The organism is Cutibacterium sp. LaCa_255 (genome assembly GCF_057458005.1).
Genome location: NZ_CP190956.1, coordinates 1725447 through 1747147, shown reverse-complemented (window position 1 = coordinate 1747147; position 21701 = coordinate 1725447). Strand labels below are relative to the sequence as shown.

Sequence of the window (21701 nt, the reverse complement as noted above, 5' to 3'; positions counted from 1 at the left end):
CGGCCCTCTGGAATGGTCGTGACAGACTGGCAGGGTGAAGAAGGTCATCATTCTCGGCTCCACTGGATCGATCGGAACGCAGACCCTGGAGGTCATTGCGTCACGCCGTGACCAGTTCGAGGTCGCCGGCATATCGGCAGGTGGTTCAGACGTTGGCCTGCTGGCCCAGCAGGTACTCGACTTCGCCATTCCCGTGGTGGCGATCGCACGGGAGGATGCAGCCGAGGAACTTATGAGAGCACTGGCTGTCCAGGCCGGGTCACGCGATGTCCCGGTGCCCAATCCTCAGATCCTGGCGGGGCCGGAGGCTTCGACACAGCTGGCCGGGATGCCCGCTGACGTCGTCTGCAATGCCATCACCGGAGCTGCCGGTCTGCGCCCGACCCTGGCAACCCTTGCTGCCGGGACGACCCTGGCCCTGGCCAACAAGGAGTCCCTGGTCATCGGTGGCAGGCTCGTCACTCAGGCGGCCGCTCCCGGACAGATCGTCGCGGTCGACTCGGAGCACTCCGCCTTTGCCCAGTGCCTGCGCGGAGGTGGACGCAATGAGGTGCGCCGTCTCGTCCTGACGGCCTCCGGCGGTCCGTTCCGCGGCCGTGACAGGGAATCCCTGGCTGACGTCACCGCCTCCGACGCCATGAAGCACCCCACCTGGAACATGGGACGCGTCATCACGATTAACTCCTCGACCTTGGTCAACAAGGGCTTGGAGCTGCTCGAGGCCGCCCTGCTCTATGACGTCGACCTCGACGACATCACCGTCGTCGTCCATCCCCAGTCCGTCGTCCACTCCATGGTGGAGTTCTGGGACGGCGCCACCATCGCCCAGGCATCTCCGCCCGACATGAGGCTGCCGATCGCCCTGGGTCTGTCGTGGCCCGATCGCATCCCTGACGCCGCGGCTGGTTGTGACTGGTCGACCGCCACCCAGTGGACTTTCGAGCCGCTGGACAACGAGACCTTCGGGGCCGTCGAACTGGCGCGTTGCTCGGGTAAGGCGTCCGGCACCGCTCCGGCCGTCTTCAATGCCGCCAACGAGTCCTGTGTCGACGCCTTCTGCGAGGGCCGCATCGGATTCCTCGACATTACCGACACTATCGCCGCCGTCCTCGACGAGCACCTGTCCGGTGACGGCAATGGTGTGCCTGGCGCTCGTCACATCGGTGACGAAGCCCTCAGCCTCGACGCCGTGCTGGCGGCCGACTCGTGGGGCCGCCGCCGCGCCGCCGAGCTGTGCGCACGGGGACGCGGCCAGTGACCGTACTGGTCGAGGTGCTGGCGGGGATCCTCTTCTTCGCCCTCATCATCCTTTCGGTTCTGCTGCACGAGTGTGGCCATTTCATCCCGGCCAAGATCTTCGGGGTCAAGGTCACCGAGTTCTTCGCCGGATTCGGGCCCAAGATGTGGTCGGTCGAACGCGGCGAGACCGAGTACGGGTTCAAGTGGATACCGCTCGGCGGCTACGTGCGCCTGGTCGGGATGTATCCGGCCGAGGTGCATCACCGTCATGCCAACAAGCTGACGAAGCTGGCCGACGAGGCTAGGGCAGCCGAGGCTGAGGAGATCACTGACGCGGACCGCGGACGTCTCTTCAGCGACAAACCCGTCTGGCAGCGTCTCATCATCATGAGTGGCGGAATCCTCACCAATCTGCTGCTGGCCTTCCTGTTGTTCTGGGGAGTGTTCGGCATCTACGGTCGGCCCGCCGAGACGACCACGGTGGCCGTGGTGACTCCGTGTGTCCAGATGACCAAGACTCAGGAGTGCTCGTCGGACGACCCGCCGGCCCCGGCGGCGAGAGCCGGGCTGCAGCCGGGGGACCGCATTGTCTCCTTCAACGGCGAACAGGTCGAGTCCTGGTCCCAGTTGCAAGAACTCATCCGTGACAACGGGGACGGGGAAGTCCGTCTGGAGGTGGAGCGGGACGGTCACCCGGTGGCTCTGGAACCGACCCGGACCATTCTCAATGAGATGCCAGACATCAACAACCCTGGCCGCAGCGTCACGGTGGGATATTTGGGATTCAGCCCGACCATGGTCATCGTTCATTCCGGGCCGGGGGACACCGTCTCCCAGATGTGGGTGATGTCGCAGCAGTCGTTGAGGGCCCTGGCCAGACTCCCCGTGCTGACCTGGAATGTCGCCTCCGACATGGTCACCGGCAAGACTCGTGACGTCAACAGCCCGATGAGCATCGTGGGAGCGTCGCGAGTTGCCGGAGACATCGCAGGCAATGGGCAACTGACCTTCGGGGACAAGGTTGCCTCGGGGTCGAGCTTGCTTGGTGGCCTCAATCTCTTCCTCTTCTGGTTCAACGTGGTGCCCCTGCCACCCATGGATGGTGGACACATCGCCGGAGCCATCTACGAGGCGTGCAAACGGCGGATCTTCCGGATTGCTGGCAAGCCTGATCCGGGCCCGGCCGATACCGCGATGATGCTGCCCGTGGCATGGGTCATCGGCGTCCTCATGCTTGTCATGGGGCTTATCCTCGTCGTCGCTGACGTCGTCTCCCCAGTCAAGATCTTCTGACTCTCCGGCAATCCTGTGAATTAGCCGTGAGATGCCGGGTCGTCACGCAATGATGGGGGAAAATTCGGTGAATTGTCGGTGACAACCGTTCCTGCCGTCGTATCTACCGTGGCAAGGTGGCGCGCGAACGTTCCCTGCCACGAGATGGGATTTCTCATGACCACAATGTCCAGACGCGTCCTGGCAGGCCTCTCTGCTCTGTCGTGCGGCGCCGCCGCTGTCGTCGCGGTCCAGCCGGCCCATGCCGATCCGACAGCAGCCAGCCACGTCGTCATCAATGAGGTCTATGGAGGTGGCGGTAACTCCGGTGCCACTTGGACCCACGACTTCGTCGAATTGCTCAACCCCACCTCCACGGACGTCTCCGTCAAGGGGTGGAAGCTGGAATACCTCACTGGCAAGGGCAAGGTGGCCAACACCTGCAGCCTGGCCGGCGTCGTCAAGGCTGGTGGCCACTTCCTGGTCCAGGAGGCCAGGGGAGACGGCGGCAGCAAGGCCCTCCCGACTCCCGACGCCGAGTGCTCGGCATTCATGAGTGCTACCAAGGGTTCGGTACGTATCACTGACGCATCTGGGGCCACCGTTGACCTGGTTGGTTACGGTGCTGCCTCGGTGGCCGAGAAGAAGGCGGCTCCCGCTCCGTCGAACACCACCTCGATCGAGCGTCGTCATGGCGTCGATACCGACGACAACTCGGCGGACTTCGAGGTCGGCGGTCCCACCCCGACGAATTCTGGTTCGGTCCCGGCACCCACCCCGGCGCCGACGCCCACCCCGACTCCCGTCCCGGACCCGACCGAGACCCCGATTGCCACGATCCAGGGCAATGGCCCGGCCAGCCCACTGGTCGACAAGACCGTCACCACGGTGGGCGTCGTCACCGCTACCTATCCGACCGGCGGATTCAACGGCATCTACATCCAGACCCCGGGATCCGGTGGCACCCCGAAGAAGGCCACGGACGCCTCTGACGGTGTCTTCGTGTACTCGAAGTGGGCCGCCGCCAACGTCAAGGTCGGCGACTGCGTGACCGTCAAGGGCACCGTCATGGAGTACGACGACCTCACCGAGATCGGTGGCAGCACCCGAGTCGACCGCAAGTCCGGTTGCGCCCCTGTCAAGGCCACTGAGCTGACCTCCCTGCCGGCCACTGACGCTGACCGGGAAGCCTACGAAGGCATGCTCGTCAAGCCCACCAGCGGCTACACCGTCACCAACAATTACGGCCTCAATCAGTACGGTCAGATTGGCCTGGCCGATGGCGACAAGCCCCTCTACCAAGGCACCGAGATTGCCCTTCCGGGCAAGGACGCCGAGGCCGTCGAGGCTGCCAACAAGGCCAAGTACATCAACCTTGACGACGGTTCGTCATGGAACTTCATGACGAACGCCGACGCCAAGAACTCCCCCCTGCCGTACCTGTCCCAGGACACCCCGATACGCACCGGCACCCACGTCGACTTCACTTCGCCGGTCATCATGGACCAGCGGTTCGGCTGGAACTTCCAGCCCACCGGTCAGGTCGTCGGCGCGGACTCCAAGCTCTCCCCGATCAAGGCCGGCAACAACCGCCCGACCACCCCGCCGGCCGTCGGCGGCAACGTCAAGCTGGCCAGCTTCAACGTACTGAGCTACTTCACCGACCTGGGCCAGGACGAGCCGAACTGCAAGGCCTATGTTGATCGTGACGGCAACCCGGTCTCGGCAAACTACTGCCTGGTCCGTGGCGCCTACACCCCGAAGGCCTTCGCCGACCAGCAGGCCAAGATTGTCACCGCGATCAACGGTCTGGGGGCCGATGTCGTCTCCCTCGAGGAGGTCGAGAACTCCGCTCAGATCACCTGGCATCCGGGACAGTCCCGCGACGCCTCCCTGGCCAATCTTGTTGCCGCCCTCAACAAGGCCGCCGGTGAGAAGGTATGGGCCTACGTGCCCAGTCCGACCGTCATTCCGCCGAACGAAGACGTCATCCGCTCGGCCTTCATCTACAAGATCGGCAGGGTCTCCCCCGTGGGCGCCTCGCAGATCTTGACCGACCCGGCCTTCGCCAATGCCCGTCAGCCGCTGGCCCAGCGCTTCCAGCCGGAGGGTTCCAGGCGAACCTTCGTGGCGGTCGTCAACCACTTCAAGTCCAAGGGCTCGGGTGAGGACGACGGCACCGGCCAGGGCAAGTCGAACCCCAGCCGCGTCTCCCAGGCCAAGGCTCTGACAGGATGGGTGAACACGACCTTCAAGGATGACCCGGTCTTCATGCTCGGTGACTTCAACGCCTACGCCATGGAAGATCCGATTCGCGCCATCAAGGACGCCGGATTCAGCGAGGTCGTCGAGGAACACGATCCGAGTGCTGCCAGCTACCAGTACTCCGGCCGTGTTGGTTCGCTCGACCACATCTTCACCAATGCCAAGGCCCATGAGCTGGTCTCCGGTGCCGGTATCTGGGACATCAATGGCTCCGAGTCGGTGGCCATGCAGTACTCGCGTCGTAACTACAACGTGACTGACTTCTACACCACCAGCCAGTTCGGCGCCTCGGACCATTCCCCGGCACTGGTCGGCTTCTCGATGCAGGCTCCGTCCCCGACTCCATCGATGACGCCGACAACTGTCCCGACGACTCCGTCGGTCACCACCCCGTCCCTGACTCCGTCGATGACGCCGACAACTGCCCCGGTGACGACTGTCTCGACGACGACTCCGTCGGTCACCGCGCCAGCATCGGCCACTGCCCCCAGTACGACGGTCGCTCCGGCCCGCGAGTATGTGCCGGGACCCCGCCCCGGTCTGCCTCACACCGGAGTCTGACAAACCCTCGCAGCACCCGCCCTGTCACCACGACAGGGCGGGTGCTCGCTGTCAGCGTCACCACACTGGTGTACGTAGGTGACACAATAGAAACGACAATCCGCGATTTCAGGAGTGACACGTCAATGACCGTGAACCTGGGTATGCCCACCCCTCCCGTTCCGACCCTGGCGCCGCGTCGCAAGACGCACCAGATCAAGGTGGGAGATGTGCTGGTCGGTGGGGATGCACCCATTTCGGTGCAGTCCATGACGACAACCAAGACTCATGACATCGGTGCCACCCTGCAGCAGATCGCCGCCCTGACCGCGGCCGGCTGCGACATCGTCCGCGTCGCCTGCCCGACCGACAAGGACGCCGAGGCGCTGCCGATCATCGCCAAGCAATCCCAGATCCCGGTGATCGCCGACATCCACTTCCAGCCCAAGTACGTCTTCCAAGCGATCGAGGCCGGCTGCGGTGCGGTGCGCGTCAACCCGGGCAACATTCGCAAGTTCGACGACCAGATCGAGGCGATCTGCAAGTCTGCCACCGAGCACGGCACCAGCATCCGCATCGGCGTCAATGCTGGCTCCCTCGACAAGCGTCTGCTCGACAAGTACGGCGCCCCGACTGCCGAGGCCATGGTGGAATCGGCATTGTGGGAGGCGAGCCTCTTCGAGCAGTACGGGTTCCGTGACTTCAAGATCTCGGTCAAGCACCACGACCCCGTTGTCATGATCCGCGCCTATGAACAGCTCGCCGAGAAGTGCGACTACCCGCTGCACCTGGGCGTCACCGAGGCCGGACCCGCCTTCCAGGGCACCATCAAGTCCGCGGTCGCCTTCGGGCACCTGCTCGCCGAGGGCATCGGTGACACCATCCGCGTCTCGCTGTCGGCCGACCCGGTCGAGGAGGTCAAGGTCGGCATCAAGATCCTGGAGTCCCTCAACCTGCGCCCCCGCGGCCTGGAAATCGTCTCCTGCCCCTCCTGCGGACGCTGCCAGGTCGACGTCCTGTCCCTGGCCAACGACGTCACTGACGCTCTCGAGGGAATTGACGCCCCGCTGCGCGTGGCCGTCATGGGATGTGTCGTCAACGGTCTGGGCGAGGGTCGTGAGGCCGATCTCGGTGTTGCTGCCGGCAATGGCAAGGGCAAGATCTTCAAGCACGGCGAGGTCATCCGTACCGTCCCCGAGAGCGAGATCGTCCAGACCCTCGTCGACGAGGCGAACCGGATGGCCGAGACCATGAACGAGACCGGGGAACCGGAAGTCGCGGTCTCCTGACGTGTTCACCAGGATCAGGGTCCTCGACGACACCGACGTTGGTCAGGTCACTGAATTCCTGCAGCAGGACCCGGTGGGAAATCTCTTCCTCTTGTCGCGCATCCAGGCCAACGGCTTGGATCGCGGCAGACTCGGGTGCCCTGTCGTCGGTGTGGTGCATTCCCGAGAATTGCAGGGGGTACTCCATCTGGGCGCCAACGTCGTACCGGTGGCCTCGGACGAGTCAACGATCGAGGAGCTGTCCTCCAGAGTTGGTCCGTGGCGGACGTCCTCGTCCATGATGGGCCGTTCCGGTCCGGTGATGGCTCTGCAACGCATCCTGTCGCAGCGCTACCCGCGCGCCTGGGGGAGACCCCGCGAGGTCCGTGCCAGCCAGCCGTTGTTGGAGCTGCAGGAACCGTCCCGCGTCGCTCCAGATCCCCGTGTCACGGCTGCGACAATGGGTCATTTCCAGGCCTATTTCCAGGCTGCGGTGGCGATGTACACCGAGGAGGTCGGCGTCAGCCCGATCGAAAGCTCCGGCGGGTACATGCGACACATGCGCGCTCTCGTCCAGAAGGGACACTGCTTTGTCATTGTCGATGACGACGGAACCGTGCGATGGAAGTCAGACATCGGCGTCAGCTGGCGGTCGCACTGTCAGATTCAGGGAGTCTGGCTGGATCCGGCGTGGCGGGGCAAGGGCCTTGCGGATGCTGCCATGACTGCCATAGCACACCTGTGTCAGCGACGCTACGAGTCGGTGTCCCTCTACGTCAATGACTTCAACATCCGAGCCCTGGCGATGTACGACACCGTCGGTTTCCGTCAGGTGGGGGAAATGGCCACCGTGCTCTACTGACGGCCCGCTGCGACCGGGGCATAAAGGCGGATGAACAGGGTCGGCGCTCATGTCGGTGACCTTGCCCCGCGTCGCAGACACCAAGTGAACGCTCTCAACAGCGGGGCCTTCGACACTGTCGCTGGAGATCGGTGTGTGACAATGCCATCGGTGGTGAGTAACCCGGGGCGCATGGTCGCCTACCAAGGACGTACATGGGTGCTTCAGCCGGGCGATTTCCGCTGTCGGGAATTTTGTTCACCTGAACCAATGGATCCTCCGTTTCGCTCAGAGACGCGCTGTCACGCGTGCCGTTGAGCCCGAGAAGGAGAAATGAATCCTTCCAATAGGTATGCACGCTCACGGTTCCAGTGGTGCCCCAGATCTTGAATTGTCGACAGTGATGTGTTTTCCGGAGACTGTCGGCTCTGATTCCATGGAACTCCACGGTGCTCCAACAGACCAATCGGAGGTGCCCCCCCTGCCCGTGGAGTGATCGGCATCCACGTGGTGAGCGGTGTACGGCAGGGGGCGGGATAGGGAGGAAACAGGACTGCCTCAGGCGACCCGGCGCCGCATCCCCCCGAGCAGCCCGCGCGGCGCGAGGACCCAGCACAGGAGAAACACCGCCGTCGCGACGAGGACGATCGTCCCGCCGGCCGGAAGGTCGATCGACCACGACAGGTACAGGCCTACCAGGGCGCTGAGGCCGCCGATCACCGGCGCCAGGACCATCATTCGACCCAACCGATCGGTGAACAGGCGGGCGGTGGCGGCCGGGGTCACCAACAGGGCCAGAACGAGGACGTTGCCGATGACCTGCACAGAGATGACGACGGTCATCGTCACCAGCACGTAGAGCAGCAGGTCGAGGGCGAAGACCGGAAGGTTGGAGGCTCGCGCAGTCTCGCGGTCAAGGCCGACGGTCACCAGCTCCTTGTGGACGGCGCGTTCCAGGAGCAGCACGATGGCCCCGGCCACGCACACGACGACGATGTCGTCGTTAGTGATACCCGTAATGGATCCGAAGAGGAACTGTTGCAGGGAACCCGAGTACCCAGGAGCTCTGGAGATGATGACGATTCCCAACGCGAAGGCTCCCGCAAAGAGGATTCCGATGACGGAGTCCTCCTTGAGGCGTCGGTTTTGGGAGACGATGGCCACCAGGACGGCAGTGACGAGACCGGCCACAGCACCACCGACGAGCAGCGATCCCTGGAGTAGGAAGGCCACCGCTAAACCGGGGAAGACCGAGTGGGCCACCGCGTCGCCGATGAAGGCCATGCCTCTCAGCACGACATGGGAACCGATGACGCCGGCAACCATCGAGCAGACCACGGCAACGAGCAAGGCCTTCGGCAGGAAGACCAGCAGGGGATTGGTGAGATCAGTGAAGAACTCCCATGGAGTGAGCATTGATGGTTCCTTGTCAGACAGGGGTGTGGACGGGTTCAGCAGCCCCGACCATGGTCAGCAGCGGGGAGTTCGCGGTGACCCCGAAGGCCTTCATCCACATCGTCGGATCACGCAGTTCCTCCGGGGTGGAGTCGGCGACGACGGTGCGGTTGATGAGGCATACCCGGTCAGCGGTGGCCATGGCCTGGGCGAGGTCGTGGGTCGTCATGACCAGTGTGGTGCCGTCGGCCGCCAAGCGGCAGAACAGCTCGGTGAGCATCTCCTGAGTCGGCATGTCGACCCCGGTGAACGGCTCGTCCAGAAGCAGCACGGAGGGACGTGTGGCCAGGGCTCGGGCAATGAGAACACGCTGACGCTGACCGCCGGAGAGTTCTCCCACGGTGCGATCTGCCAAGTCCGCCATGTCGGCGATCCGCAGGGCGTCGCGCACCGCGATGTGGTCATCCTTGCCAGGACGACGTAGCCACCCGATGTGGCGGGTTCGTCCGCTCATGACGACGTCGGCGACGCTGATGGGGAAGTCCCAGGCGAATTCGTGACGCTGGGGGACGTAACCGATGTGACGCCATCCCTTGCCGGGAGCGGACCCAGCGACCTCAACACTGCCCTTGGCTGGTTTCACCAAGCCGAGCATGCTGCGCAGAATGGTCGTCTTGCCGGCGCCGTTGGGGCCCAGGAGTGCCAGCAGGTCACCCCTGCTGGCTGACAGGTTGACGTCGTGGAGCACGCGGAGGCCGCCCAGGTTGACGGCCATGTCAGTGATCTTGATGGATCCGAGGTCACTCATGCGAACTCGTTCCACTGTCGGAGGTCTTGGCCGATGTTGCGTCGGTGCCCTCGTCCTTCCATACCTCGTCGTGCATCTTCCTGGACTTCGAGCGTCCCACCAGAGCAGCGATGATGAGGGCGATGATGACGACTCCGGCGATGATCGCGATGATCATTCCCCACGGGGTGTCATGGTCGGAATCATCAGTGGAGTTGGTGGCAGCTGTTGGCGTGGAGGCCTTCGCAGAGGCCGAGGCAGCGGCGGAGCTGCTTGTTGAGGCCATGCCGGACGCCGAGGAATCCGATGCCGCGGAAGCCTGGGAGGACGCCGAGGCAGAGGCACCCATGGTTCGAGCCTCGTCGACCGAACCCTTGTCACCGACGACGAACCTCAGCTTGGTCGAGTAGGAGTGCTTGGCGCCCTTGGCGTCGGTGCCGCGGACATCGACGGAGATGGTCTGCGCTCCCGGATCGGAGAACACCCAGTTGGCGTGCACATGGGTGTTGGTCTCCATGTGCACCAACTGCTCTCCGGACCTGGTGGAGTCATACAGCGGTGTCGGGGCGTCGAAACCGTTCTCGATGAACATGTGGGCCTGACCTGGACCCTCGTGCCCGGTGAAGACGAGTTCGGCGCCACGAGGGAAGTTCTTGACGATCTCCGGGGCCTGGGTGTTCCAACCGAGCCACACGACCTTCTGGTCCTGGGTCTGTGGAATGACATATGCCTTCTTGCCACGCATGTCGCCGAGGAAGGAGTAGGCCTCGTCGTTCGGCACGTCGATACGGGACGCATCGACCACGCGTAGCACGGCGTCATCGGTGTTGCGCCACACCGGCGGGTTGGCGGTGTCGTCGCGGGCCATGAGGGTGAACTTGCCGTCAACGATGCGAGGGCCGACATCGACGTGTCCTCGCCTGATCTCGGCGGGTTCCTTGGCCACCTTCTCGTTGTCTGTCACCGTCTGCTTGAGGGCAGGATCTGGTGGCGGGGTAGGGGAGGCATGGGCTGGCTGCGAGAGTGCGAAACCAGTACTGAGCGCGATGAACATGGCAGACAGGGATGCCAACCGACGGTGTTTCGTAATCATGGATTCCTCCGCAGGAGCCTCATCCCAGGCACTTGGCCAGGGAGTCGGCGTCGAATTTCATGAGGTCGATGTAGTTCGTGACTCGGTCGTCGAAGGTGTCGCCGTAAATGGGGCACACCTGGACACCGTTCTCGGCGGCAATGGCCGCGAGCACTGAGGAGCCACGCAGCACATTGGGTTCCAGGAACACGGCCGGCACCTTGAGGTCGGCGATGGTCTGGTTGAGTTTGCGTCGTTGTGCCATGGACGGCTCGACACCGGGATTGGCGGTCACGAATCCGGCCACGTGCATGCCGTGGGCCTGGGCGAAGTAGCCGTAGGCGTCGTGGCTCGTGATGAGCTGACGCCGCCCCTTGGGAATGCTGGCGATCTTGCGATCGACGTAGTGCGAGGTCTCTTCCAGCCTCGCCAGGTATGTCTTGGCGTTCTCTCGGTAGGGCTGGGCGCCGTCGGGGTCGGCCTTGATGAGAGCGTCACGGATGACCTGCACGTAGGCCTTGGTGTTCTTGATGCTCATCCACAGATGGGGGTCGATCTCGCCATGAACGTGCGCGCCGAGAACGGCCTGGGGCAGCTGGTGGATCGAGTCGCCAGGGTGGCCCAGGAATCGGAACGCCGGAGTCGGTGGGATTTCGGTGAGTGCCTTCGGGGGCACCCACACCACCGACTTGTCGGGGCTGAGACGCTTCTGGGTGCGGACGCCACCGCCAGTTGGATCGGACAGGATGATCATCTTGCCCTCGTCGATGTCGGCGGAGAGGTCCGCGTGGCCCTTGTCGACGACCGTCCGATTGGCGAGTTCGGGGATCGTGCGTGGATCAGCTCCGACGGCAATCGTCAGGGTCTGGGTGCCGATGGGGGTGTCTCCCTTGGCCGTGGACAGGGTGGCCGCGAAGGTCGCCTTGTAGATGCCAGGCTTGCTGAACGCCCACGACATGTGGGTGTGGGCGTCAGCAGGAAGCTCGACGTCATCACGCTCGTCGACGCCGTCAGTCGTCGAGTAGTAGATCTGCGGACGACCAAAGGTGCCGGTGATGTAGGCGGTGAGATCGCCAGGACCGTCGACGGATTTCAATTGGAGATGGACCGAGGACGAACGGTCGGCCCCTTGAGCAGTGCCCTTGCCGATGACCCGCAGGCCCAGCCAGACGGTGTCCAGGTTGGCATTCTCGACGAGCGGGATGACCTCAGCGCCATACTTCTGTGCCTCCTCAGCCAGAGAGACGTTGATCGATCCGGCAGGCAGGGAGGCGTCGATGGTCTTGATGACCGAATGGGGCTCGAGCATGAGGTAGTTCGACAGGGCGACCTTCGAGTACACGACGGTCCGGACATCACGCAGCGACGGCTCGTAGGCGTGGGGGTCGGCGCCGGAGGGCACCATCGAGGTGACGGTGGCACGATCGCCGGCGACGTTGCGCGTCAGGTCAGCGAGGATGGGCGTGGTCGTCACCACGGAAAGCTTGTCGTTCTGGGAAGCGGGCGCGTGGCCGCACCCAGCCAGAAGGCTGAGTGCGGCCACGACGCACACCAGGCGTTTTCTCACCCGCGTCGTCTCCTCGCCACGAGGAGAGCGCCGGTCAGACCGATAACCGCGAGGGCTCCGGCCACCAGACCCTGGTTGGTCTGGGAGGCGATACCGGAATCGCCGAAGGTGCCGTTCTCACCGGAGCGTGGCAGCCCGTTGAGATCGCAGGGCTTGCCATCGGGGGTGCGGCCCACGATGGTGTAAGCCGGCTCGGTGTTCTGGTTGGCGCCGGTGGAGGCCAACACCTTGCCGATGGAGGCGGCGACCGACTTGGCATCGATACCCACTGCGAAGTGGAGGGTGCCGGTGGCGCTGACCTTCTTGCCGGCCTTGGTGGTGGCCGTCTGGGTGACGGTCACGACGTAGTGGCCGGGGGCGGTGAACACCCAGTTCGGGTGAGCATGGGTGTTGGCCGGGACGGTGTAGCTGGTGGGTCCGCCGACGTTGTCGAAGACCCGCTGGCCCACTCCACCACCGAAGGTGCCGGACATGAACACGGCCATCTTGCCGGGGCCGCTGACCTTGTCCAGGTGCATCTGGACCGGGCCGGTGGTGCCGCTGACGATTGACTCGTGCATGGTGTTGACGCCGAGCCACGGCACGCCGGGAACCTGGGTCGCACCGATGAGCCACACCTTGCTGCCGCCCTTGGCGATGAACTCCATGCCGGCCGGAGCCGTGGTGTTGGCCTTGTCACCGACAGCCATCACGATGCTCGACGGCACAACCCACTTCGCCGGGGCGGAGCGGTCGTCCTTGAGAGCGGAGATGAGCTTGCCGGCCTGCAGCTGGACGCCCCAGTCGAAGTGACCCTCGGTGGCGATGGACGCAGGATGGGTGGCAGACTGAGCCGTCTTCTTCACGGCAGCGGCAGCCTTGGTGGGGATCTTCACCGGACGGCAGATCTCCTTCCGGGCGGAGGAGCCGCTGGTGGTAGTTCCCTCGGTCGATCCGTTCGGGTCGGAGTTTCCGCCAACCTCGTTGGTCGGCGTGTTGCCGACAACACCGAGATCATCGAAGGGCTTGTCGGAACCGCCCTTGGTGCTGTTCTTGCCGGGAACCGGGGTGCCGCCCTTGCCGCCGTCACTGGTGGGGCAGGTGTTGGCGGCGGCGATGGCCTTGGAACCGACCACCCAGGTGTAGGTGTGGGTTCCGGTGCTGACGGTCTTGCCATTGCGAACGGCGGTGGCGTCAACAGTCATCTGGTAGCGGCCGGGCTTGGTGAACACCCAGTTGGCGTGCACGTGAGACGGCTGTTTGACGGTGATGGTGCCCGGGAGGGTCTTGGACCCACCGTCAAGAAGGGCCTTGACTCCTCCGAAGGAGCTCTGCGAGAACAGGTGCACTTGGCCGGGGCCCTTGACGTTGCGGACGTTGATCTTGACCTCGCTGAAGCTATTGCGATTGACGTCGAAGGTCTCCCAGCCTGGCCACAGCAGATCCTGGTTCTGCGTGATGGGCAGCAGGTAACCCCTGGGGGCACCGGGGTACCCGCTCGGGATGGTGGTCAGGGCAGAGTCCTTGACGGCAAGCAGGACGTTCTCCGGGGTGTGAAGCACACCCTCGCCGGTCACGTCCTCCTTGACCTGCAGGTCAAGACCGTTCTTGGCAGCTGAGCCGACGCGGAAGACGTCGGAATGACCGTGGTCAAGAACGAGCTTCTTGTGGCAGGGCTCCTTGCCGTTGCTCGGTTTCGGGGCCGGGGTGACGGAGGGCTTCGGCTTCGGGGTGGGCTTCGGCTTCGGGGTGACCGAGGGCTTTGGCTTCGGGGTGACCGAGGGCTTTGGCTTCGGGGTGGCCGAGGACTTCGGGGTCTGCGTCAGGGACGGCTTCGGCTTCGGGGTGACCGAGGGCTTTGGCTTCGGGGTGGCCGAGGACTTCGGGGTCTGCGTCAGGGACGGCTTCGGGGTGGCCGAGGGCTCCGGAGTCGGCGTCACGGACGGGGTAGGTGCCGGCTCGGGGGCCGGCTTGCCCCACGGGGCCGGAAGGGCCGTCTGGTCGCCAACCACCCAGGTATAGGTGTGTGGCTTGGTCTGGAAGGTCTTTCCGGACTTATCGGCCACGGCCTGGACGGTCATGGTGTAGACACCTGGCTTGCTGAACACCCAGTTGGCATGCACGTGGGACGGATGATGAACCGTGATCGTGCCCGGCAGGGTATTGGAGCCACCGTCGAGCAGTGACTGAAGGTCTCCGAAGGAGCTCTGCGAGAACAGGTTGACTTGGCCGGGGCCCTTGACGTTGCTGATGTTGATCTTGACGGCGCTGAAGTCATTGCGCTTGACATCGAAGGTCTCCCAACCCGGCCACAGAACCTCCGGGTTCTGGGTGAGGGGGAGGACATAACCCCTGGGAGCTCCCGGCAGACCTGTCGGGATGTCCATGAGTGCAGCGTCCTTGATCTTGAGAAGCACGTTCTCCGGGGTGTGCAGGATGCCCTCTCCGGTTACGTCCTCCTTGAGCTTGAGGTCGAGTCCGCCATTGTCGGTCGATCCGACGCGGAAGATGTCAGTGTGACCATGGTCGAGGACCATAGGCTTTTCGCTGCCCGGGTCGGCGTCCGATCCAACTTGGGCGTAGACGTTGTTGGGATCCCTGAGGTCATCACTGCCCCAGAGACCCTTCATGATCGGCCTGTCGTTGCCCGTACCCCACTCGACGTGGGCGGTGTCGACAAGGCCGTTGTGCAGGAGCTCCCGGCTCGGCGCTGCTGCGTTCGCTGATGATGGGTTGATCGTCAGGAACGTCAGCAGGACGGCAAGGAGCGATGCGAACCGTTTCACGGTGGCCTCCATTGTCTTCCTGTGATTTCCGACTAACTGTATAATGAGAACAGTTATCACCGCCACTGGGGTCTGATATGGGTTCTCGGTGGAGAACCGTGTTGCGACAGGCAATCCTCGGGTTGCCGACGTCAAGAATTCACCTTGTCGAAGACCCCTCCTTAGCTTCATGGTGCTGTGAAATGTGATGTGTGTCACGTTGTATCAACGTTGTACTTGGTTGCCGGTGACCCTAGCTGTGATATCGGGTCATGGATCGACGGCGCGAACCGGGATGATGGGCCCATACGTGCCTGCATCCTGAGGCTGCACGAGATTGCTTGCGTAGAGGGATCGGTCGAAGTCGATACACGTGCTGTGCGTGACCTGCTGAGAGTCTGACGGGCTGTCGAGGGTGAGCTGGCGAAATCGGGCACCGTCCTCCTTGCCGCTAGGATTCAACGTGGTCGTGGCCGGTCACGTCGAAGGGCGGCGGAGGGTCGAGCGCGGCCGGGAAGGTACACGTCGTGTTGACGCGCATGTCACAGCTCTTCGTCCGAACCCTGCGAGAGGATCCGGCCGACGCCGAGGTCCCCAGCCATCGTTGGCTGGTGCGGGCCGGGTACATCCGTCGGGTTGCTCCCGGCATCTACTCATGGCTGCCACTGGGTCTCCGGGTGATGCGCAAGATCGAGGCCATCTGCCGCGAGGAGATGGCTGGAATTGGAGCTCAGGAGGTGTGCTTCCCCGCACTCCTCGCCTCCGATCCTTACAAGGAGACTGGTCGCTGGGTTGAGTACGGCGACAACCTCTTCCGTCTCAAGGATCGCAAGGGGGTGGAGATGTTGCTGGGCCCGACCCACGAGGAGATGTTCACCCTCATGGTCAAGGACCTGTACTCCTCGTACAAGGATCTGCCACTGTGTCTCTACCAGATCCAGAACAAGTACCGAGACGAGGCTCGTCCGCGCGCTGGCATCCTGCGTGGCCGCGAGTTCGTCATGATGGACGCTTACTCCTTCGACGTCGCCCCGGCGGGTCTCGACGAGGCTTACCAGGCCCAGCGCGACGCCTACATTCGCATCTTCAACCGTCTCGGTCTCGACTATGCCATCGTCAAGGCGATGTCCGGTCCGATGGGTGGTTCCCGCTCCGAGGAGTTCCTGGCTATTGCCGCCAATGGTGAGGACACCTTCGTGCGTTCTCCCGGTGGCTATGCAGCCAATGTCGAGGCGGTTCGGATGACTGCCCCGGACCCGCTGCCGATCGAGGGGCTGCCGGATGCGGAGGTCGTCGACACCCCCGAGGTTCCCACCATCGAGTCCCTGGTCCGTATGGCCAACGAGGTGCGTCCTCGCGAGGATCGTCCTTGGACCGGGGCTGACACCCTCAAGAACGTCGTCTTCATGGTGACCCATCCTGACGGCAAGCGTGAGCCACTGGCCATCGGTCTGCCAGGAGATCGCGAGGTCGACGAGAAACGGCTCGAGGCCGCCCTCGAGCCGGCCGTGGCTGAGCCCTTCACGGAAGAGGACTTCGCTGCCAACCCACAGTTGGTCAAGGGGTACATCGGCCCGGGATCCCTGGGCGAGGAGAACTCCTCGAAGGTGCGCTATCTCGTCGATCCCCGTGTCGTCACCGGCACGTCCTGGATCACCGGTGCCGACCAGACGGATCGTCACGTCTTCAACATGGTGGCAGGACGAGACTTCACCCCCGACGGAGTCATCGACGTCGCCGAGATCCGCGAGGGCGATCCCGCTCCCGACGGTAGTGGTGAGCTGCACCTGTCCCGCGGTATCGAGATCGGCCATATCTTCCAGCTCGGCAAGAAGTACGCCGACGCCCTGGGTCTCAAGGTGCTCGACCAGAATGGCAAGCTCGTGACCGTCACCATGGGTTCCTATGGTCTGGGTGTTTCGCGCGCGGTGGCCGCCATCGCCGAGAGCACCTGTGACGACAAGGGTCTGGCCTGGCCTCGCGAGGTCGCTCCCTTCGACGTCCAGGTGCTCGCCACCGGCAAGGGCTCGGAGATCCTCGAGGAGGCGACCAGGATTGCCAGTGAGTTGGCCGAGGCCGGACTCGATGTGCTCCTGGACGACCGTAAGGCGTCCCCGGGCGTGAAATTCGCCGACAGTGAGATCCTCGGTATGCCGACCTCGGTGGTCGTCGGTCGGGGGCTCAAGGACGGGCTCGTTGAAGTTCGCGATCGTGCCACGGGTGAGAATCGTGAGGTCAGTGTGGCCGAGGCTGTATCCGCCGTCCTTGAGGAAGTGCGCGGCTGAGCGCTGATCCGGAGGTGATCGTTTAACCAGCCGACATCCGCACGTGGCTGTATCGTCGTCAACTGTTCTCGAAATCTGGCGCGCAAGTGACCCAATGCCCCTCTGACAATGGGTTTCGTACGTCGGGCCGAACGGCCCCTCGACCTTGCGGAAGGTAAATGGATGCCAGAGGACGAAGACAAATTAACCAGAATTGACGACAACGCGGCCAGGAACACGTTGGGACGACGGAGCTTTCTCGGCGGTATGACCCTGGTTGCTGCGGCAGCGGTGACCGGCACCGCCCCGGCATTGGCTCATGCGTCGAAGCGTCTCCATTCCACGGCCGGGACCACCCTCGAACAGGTGGGCCTGCGGGATCCGGGCAACGGATACCGCAGACTCAAGGCACGGCGCGGGTACCCGCTCGTTGTGCGCGAGGAACTTGCCAGGGGCAAGAGCGGGCGTGATGACCGACGCCACGGCTTGGCGTCGGTCGTTCAGCTCACTGACCTGCACGTGACCGATGTGCAGTCACCGATGCGGGTCGAGTTCCTGCACCTGCTAGCTGGCCCGGCCTTTCGCCCGCAGGAGGCGTTGGGGCCGCTCGCCACGGCCTCCTTGGTGCGCCGAGTCAATTCGCTTCAGGGCGGTCCGGCTACTGGCCGGGCCTTCGACGCTCTCGTCAGCACGGGTGACAACACCGACAACCATGAGCACGTCGAACTGGACTGGTATCTCACCTTGTTGGCCGGGGGCACGATCGTCCCGAATACTGGTGCCCGTGATCGCTGGGAGAGTGTGCAAACCTTCGGGGATCCGCTGTTTTACAATCCTGAAGCGCATCACGGCGACATGTACAAACGTGCCGGCTTTCCCCAGGTGGACGGCTACTTCCGTCGCGTCATGGCCCCGGTGTCGTCCGCGGGTGTGAAGATCCCGTGGTACGCGGTGTTCGGAAACCACGACGACTCAGTCCAAGGCACGCTGCCTGCTGATTGGGAGTTTCTGAAGGCGATGTACACCAGCGATCGAAAGATCACCGGTTTCGCCAGTGACAGGGACGCCAAGGCGTACGTTCAGGCTGCCCAAGGCGGCGGACCGGTCGCGCTGTCCAATGATGCCGTTTCGCTGACTCGGCGGGTCATCGCGGATGAGCGGCGCGTGCCCTTCACTCCTTTTGAGTTCATCAAGGCTCACTTGCGTGAGGATGTTGATGGTGCAGGTCCGCATGGTCACGGTTTCAGCGAAAATGACCTCAACGCGGTACGCGGTTATTACACCTTCCCGATCGCAGAAGGCGTGACCGGTATCAGCCTGGACTCCACCAACCGGGCCGGATACACCAATGGTTCCATCGACGACCGTCAGTGGAAGTGGTTGAAGTCCGTGCTGCGTGCCGGTAGCAGCGTGTACTACGACGAGCTGGGTGTGCGGCAGCATCACGAGGCCAGCGACACCATGTTCGTCCTTTTCAGCCACCATGACTCGAAGACGATGAACAACCCCGTCCTCCCCGGTGACGGCACTGGTATTCGTCATCTCGGCCCTGAACTGGTGTCCCTGCTCTCGCACTACCCGAATGTGGTCGCGTGGGTCAACGGTCATGTGCATGCCAACAACATCACCGCTCACCGGCACGCTCTCGACGCCCGCCGTAGCTGGTGGGAGATCAACACGGCGTCGCACGTCGACTTTCCCCAGATGGCCCGTGTCATCGAGCTTGCTGACAATCACGACGGTACCGTGAGCATCTTCACGACCTTGATCGAGTCCAATGCCCCTTATCAGGCCGACTACGACACCACGGACCCGGATGGTCTGGCCAGTCTGTACCGAGAGTTCGGGGCAAACGACATCCATACGATGGCACGTAGGCTTGGTACATCGGTCGATCACAACACGGAGTTGCTACTGGCACATCCGTGGGCCTGAGGCACCTCCAGGCCGAGAACATGTCGGGCCCCGCCCTTTTCAGGAGGCGGGGCCCCTAATTGTTGGTGTCATACGGAAGGTTGACACGTGACGTCGTGGGTCTTTGCTGGTCTTGTCCTCGCCGCCTTCATGGCAGGGTGGGTCAACGCCGTCGTGGGTGGGGGCGGACTCATCATGCTGCCGTTCTTGTTGGTTGGCTTACCGACCGAGACGCCGGTGGCGACGATCGTCGGGACGAATAAGACGGCCCAAGTCGTCGGGAACCTCACCGCTGGAGTGGGGTACTTGCGCAAGCAGCGCCCGGACTGGCGGATGTTCCTCTCAGCGGCCGGCATGGCCGTCATCGGCGCGGTGATCGGTGCTCGGATCGTCACTTACATGTCCCGAGCGGTCTACACTCCCATCCTGCTCATCGTCCTCGTGGTCATAGGGATTTACACCTGGAGACGACCAGCCCTGGGCGTGAGCTCGCACGGAGAGGGCGGGAAACACCCCGTTCTGGTTCCGATCATCGGCCTCTTCCTGGGGTGTTACGACGGAGCCATCGGACCGGGGGTCGGGACTTTCTGGGTACTCACCTATGTGGCCGTGGGCGGCTATTCCTTCCTCAAGGCCTCCGGGATGGCCAAGATCTGCAACACGGTGACGAACCTCGTCACGATCACGACGCTGGCCATTCACGGTCATGTCTGGTGGCACGTCGCCTGGCCGCTCGTCATCGCCAACGTCGTTGGTGGATTCATCGGAGCTCGGACCGCCATGAAACATGGCAATGGTTTCGTCCGGACGATGTTCCTCATCATCACCAGCGTGCTGGCAGTACGGATGCTAGTTCAGTTGATCTGGGGAATCTGAGTCGTGTTGCCGCCGGGGCGCGGCTTCCTGCTCACACCCAGCCGGGCCAGGTCGTCACTCCAGTGCCCAGATGGACGAGGACCTCAGTCTGGCTGGCCATCGCAGCGACGGCGTGCGGACGTGCTGGCGCCGGGCTCGCGGCTGTCACTCGACCCCAGCCAGACAGCACATTGTCTTCCAGGTCGGACCACAGCGAACGGGTCGCTGCCGCATTGACAGGGGTCGTCGGCATGGGGTAGCCAGGCAGATCAGGGGTCGGGGTGGTAGAGGCCTCGCGGATTCCCTGGCGGACCTCGGCGCGCTGGGCGATGACCCGGTCGCGTCGCCGCCATCCCCAGGCGCGAAGCGGGTCGCCCTCGGCAAGGCGACCAATGCCCCATTCCAGGCCTGCCACGAGGGCATTGAGATGGGTCAGGAGCGCCTGCTGGGCATTGACGAGAGGTTCCTGTCCGACGGAGACCGGGACAACCTTGGGCGTGGGACGTGGAGCGGGGGCGTCGGGGTCGAAAGCTGAGCAGAACACCGAGAGACTGGCCCACACCAGGGATTCCGAGGGGTCACCTGCGGCTCGGCAATTCGACAGATATTGGGTAGCGGCAGCCTTTTCGTGACGCTGCAGCAAGGCAACTGGCGATCCCTGTCCGGCGGTCAACGGTGAAGGTGAGACCGAGGGGGATGGGGAGCCTGTGTTTCCGGAGAAGGGGTCAGTCTGGCTCAGCACCTGACAATGCCGATGATGGGCAGCAGCGACGCGCTGGTACATCACCTTCCGGCCGCCACCGACGGTACTCGCGGCTTTCGTCGCCAACTGCGCCAGAAGGGCTTCCTGGGACACGGCATCGCGACGTTGTGGGGCTGCGCTGGCAATGGTTGAGCGCACCGGGGTCGTTCTCTTGCCGGACTCATGATCGCAACCTGCCAGCCCGATGGCGACGAGACTGGCTCCACTGGCAAGAAGGGTTCTCCGAGCGATCATGTGCTCACCCTATCCATACTGAAGCTGTACCTCCGACCTGACGCCGGGGATCACCCAGGTGGGGAGGCGATGATGTCCAGGTGACAGGACTGAGCGGCTAGACTCGGTGCGGACAATTTGCAACGACAACAGGATGAGACACAGATGAATGCAGAGAGGCTCACCAGCCTGCTGGAACCGGTCGTGTCCCAGCTCGGGCTCGAACTCGATCGCGTCGAGGCCGTGCCTGCCGGACGACGTCGCCTGGTACGAGTGACGGTCGACGGGGATGGCCCTGACGGCCACGGACCCAGCCTTGACGAGATCTCCGAGGCCACTGCCGAGATTTCCCGCTGCCTCGATGATGCCGATGCCATGGGGGAGTCGCCGTACACCCTCGAGGTGTCTTCGCGTGGTGTCTCCACTCCGTTGACCCAGCCACGTCACTACCGACGCAACGTCGGACGCTTGGTGCGGTTCACCCTCAACCCAGCCGAGGGGCAGAAATCCGGGGAGACCTTCGACGGCCGCATCATCGCGGCCACGGAGGAGAAGGTCACCCTCGAGGTCGAGGCAGAGAACTCGAAACCTCACAAGCCCCTGTACACCACCCGCGAGGTCCAGCTGGCTGACGTGGCGAAGGCCATCGTGCAGGTGGAGCTCAATCGTCGCGACGCACAGGCGTCGGAGGAGGAGAACTGA

At 63.7% G+C, this 21701-nt stretch carries 15 protein-coding genes; 9 read left to right on the top strand and 6 right to left on the bottom strand.

The genetic code is table 11. The annotated features are described in order from the left end of the window. Window positions 1-34: 34 nt before the first annotated feature. From dxr to ACP8ML_RS07860, 5 genes are all read left to right on the top strand, one after another. Window positions 35-1258 (top strand): 1-deoxy-D-xylulose-5-phosphate reductoisomerase, encoded by a 1224-nt coding sequence (gene dxr / locus ACP8ML_RS07880; RefSeq protein WP_117188555.1) that lies wholly within the window; start codon window positions 35-37, stop codon window positions 1256-1258. Then, window positions 1255-2532 carry a M50 family metallopeptidase gene (locus tag ACP8ML_RS07875; RefSeq protein WP_117188553.1) on the top strand — a complete coding sequence of 426 codons (1278 nt, stop codon included), beginning with the start codon at window positions 1255-1257 and terminating at the stop codon, window positions 2530-2532. Before dxr ends, ACP8ML_RS07875 begins: the two co-directional genes overlap by 4 nt. 156 nt (window positions 2533-2688) lie before the next feature. Continuing rightward, window positions 2689-5337, top strand: coding sequence for an ExeM/NucH family extracellular endonuclease (locus ACP8ML_RS07870; RefSeq protein WP_117188703.1), 2649 nt, complete (start codon window positions 2689-2691; stop codon window positions 5335-5337). 86 nt (window positions 5338-5423) lie between these two features. Continuing rightward, window positions 5424-6605, top strand: a complete 1182-nt coding sequence (gene ispG, locus ACP8ML_RS07865) for a flavodoxin-dependent (E)-4-hydroxy-3-methylbut-2-enyl-diphosphate synthase (RefSeq protein ID WP_036975348.1) — start codon at window positions 5424-5426, stop codon at window positions 6603-6605. 1 nt (window position 6606) lies between these two features. Then, window positions 6607-7446 (top strand): GNAT family N-acetyltransferase, encoded by an 840-nt coding sequence (locus tag ACP8ML_RS07860; RefSeq protein WP_486702906.1) that lies wholly within the window; start codon window positions 6607-6609, stop codon window positions 7444-7446. A 537-nt stretch (window positions 7447-7983) separates the two neighbouring features. Here ACP8ML_RS07860 and ACP8ML_RS07855 read toward each other — a convergent pair. The 5 genes from ACP8ML_RS07855 to ACP8ML_RS07835 are packed head-to-tail and all read right to left on the bottom strand — an operon-like array spanning window position 7984 to window position 15023. Next, on the bottom strand, window positions 7984-8841 hold the full coding sequence (locus ACP8ML_RS07855; protein ID WP_015582435.1) for an anchored repeat-type ABC transporter permease subunit: 858 nt from the start codon (window positions 8839-8841) through the stop codon (window positions 7984-7986). Window positions 8842-8854: 13 nt separating this feature from the next. Beyond that, a complete protein-coding gene (locus tag ACP8ML_RS07850) occupies window positions 8855-9628 on the bottom strand; it encodes an anchored repeat-type ABC transporter ATP-binding subunit (RefSeq protein WP_117188551.1) in 774 nt (257 codons plus the stop codon). Beyond that, on the bottom strand, window positions 9621-10700 hold the full coding sequence (locus ACP8ML_RS07845) for a choice-of-anchor M domain-containing protein (RefSeq protein WP_117188549.1): 1080 nt from the start codon (window positions 10698-10700) through the stop codon (window positions 9621-9623). The genes ACP8ML_RS07850 and ACP8ML_RS07845 overlap by 8 nt, the downstream gene beginning before the upstream one ends. A gap of 19 nt (window positions 10701-10719) precedes the next feature. Further along, window positions 10720-12246 (bottom strand): anchored repeat ABC transporter, substrate-binding protein, encoded by a 1527-nt coding sequence (locus ACP8ML_RS07840; protein ID WP_065673865.1) that lies wholly within the window; start codon window positions 12244-12246, stop codon window positions 10720-10722. Further along, complete coding sequence (locus ACP8ML_RS07835) at window positions 12243-15023, bottom strand: TIGR03773 family transporter-associated surface protein (protein ID WP_117188547.1); 2781 nt, start codon at window positions 15021-15023, stop codon at window positions 12243-12245. Before ACP8ML_RS07835 ends, ACP8ML_RS07840 begins: the two co-directional genes overlap by 4 nt. A gap of 506 nt (window positions 15024-15529) precedes the next feature. Here ACP8ML_RS07835 and ACP8ML_RS07830 point away from each other — a divergent pair. The 3 genes from ACP8ML_RS07830 (at window position 15530) to ACP8ML_RS07820 (ending at window position 20044) form a co-directional block, all read left to right on the top strand. Continuing rightward, on the top strand, window positions 15530-17275 hold the full coding sequence (locus tag ACP8ML_RS07830; protein ID WP_036975346.1) for a proline--tRNA ligase: 1746 nt from the start codon (window positions 15530-15532) through the stop codon (window positions 17273-17275). A gap of 162 nt (window positions 17276-17437) precedes the next feature. Further along, a complete protein-coding gene (locus ACP8ML_RS07825) occupies window positions 17438-19189 on the top strand; it encodes a TIGR03767 family metallophosphoesterase (RefSeq protein ID WP_171048533.1) in 1752 nt (583 codons plus the stop codon). Between the two features lie 87 nt (window positions 19190-19276). Beyond that, a complete protein-coding gene (locus tag ACP8ML_RS07820; RefSeq protein WP_117188544.1) occupies window positions 19277-20044 on the top strand; it encodes a sulfite exporter TauE/SafE family protein in 768 nt (255 codons plus the stop codon). A 31-nt stretch (window positions 20045-20075) separates the two neighbouring features. Here the strand turns inward: ACP8ML_RS07820 and ACP8ML_RS07815 are convergent, their stop codons facing one another. Continuing rightward, complete coding sequence (locus tag ACP8ML_RS07815) at window positions 20076-21020, bottom strand: DUF4439 domain-containing protein (RefSeq protein WP_065674223.1); 945 nt, start codon at window positions 21018-21020, stop codon at window positions 20076-20078. 144 nt (window positions 21021-21164) lie between these two features. On the opposite strand from ACP8ML_RS07815, the gene rimP reads away from it, so the two are divergent. After that, the gene (gene rimP, locus ACP8ML_RS07810; RefSeq protein WP_065674222.1) at window positions 21165-21701 is read left to right on the top strand and encodes a ribosome maturation factor RimP; all 537 of its coding nucleotides are present in this window, start codon (window positions 21165-21167) and stop codon (window positions 21699-21701) included.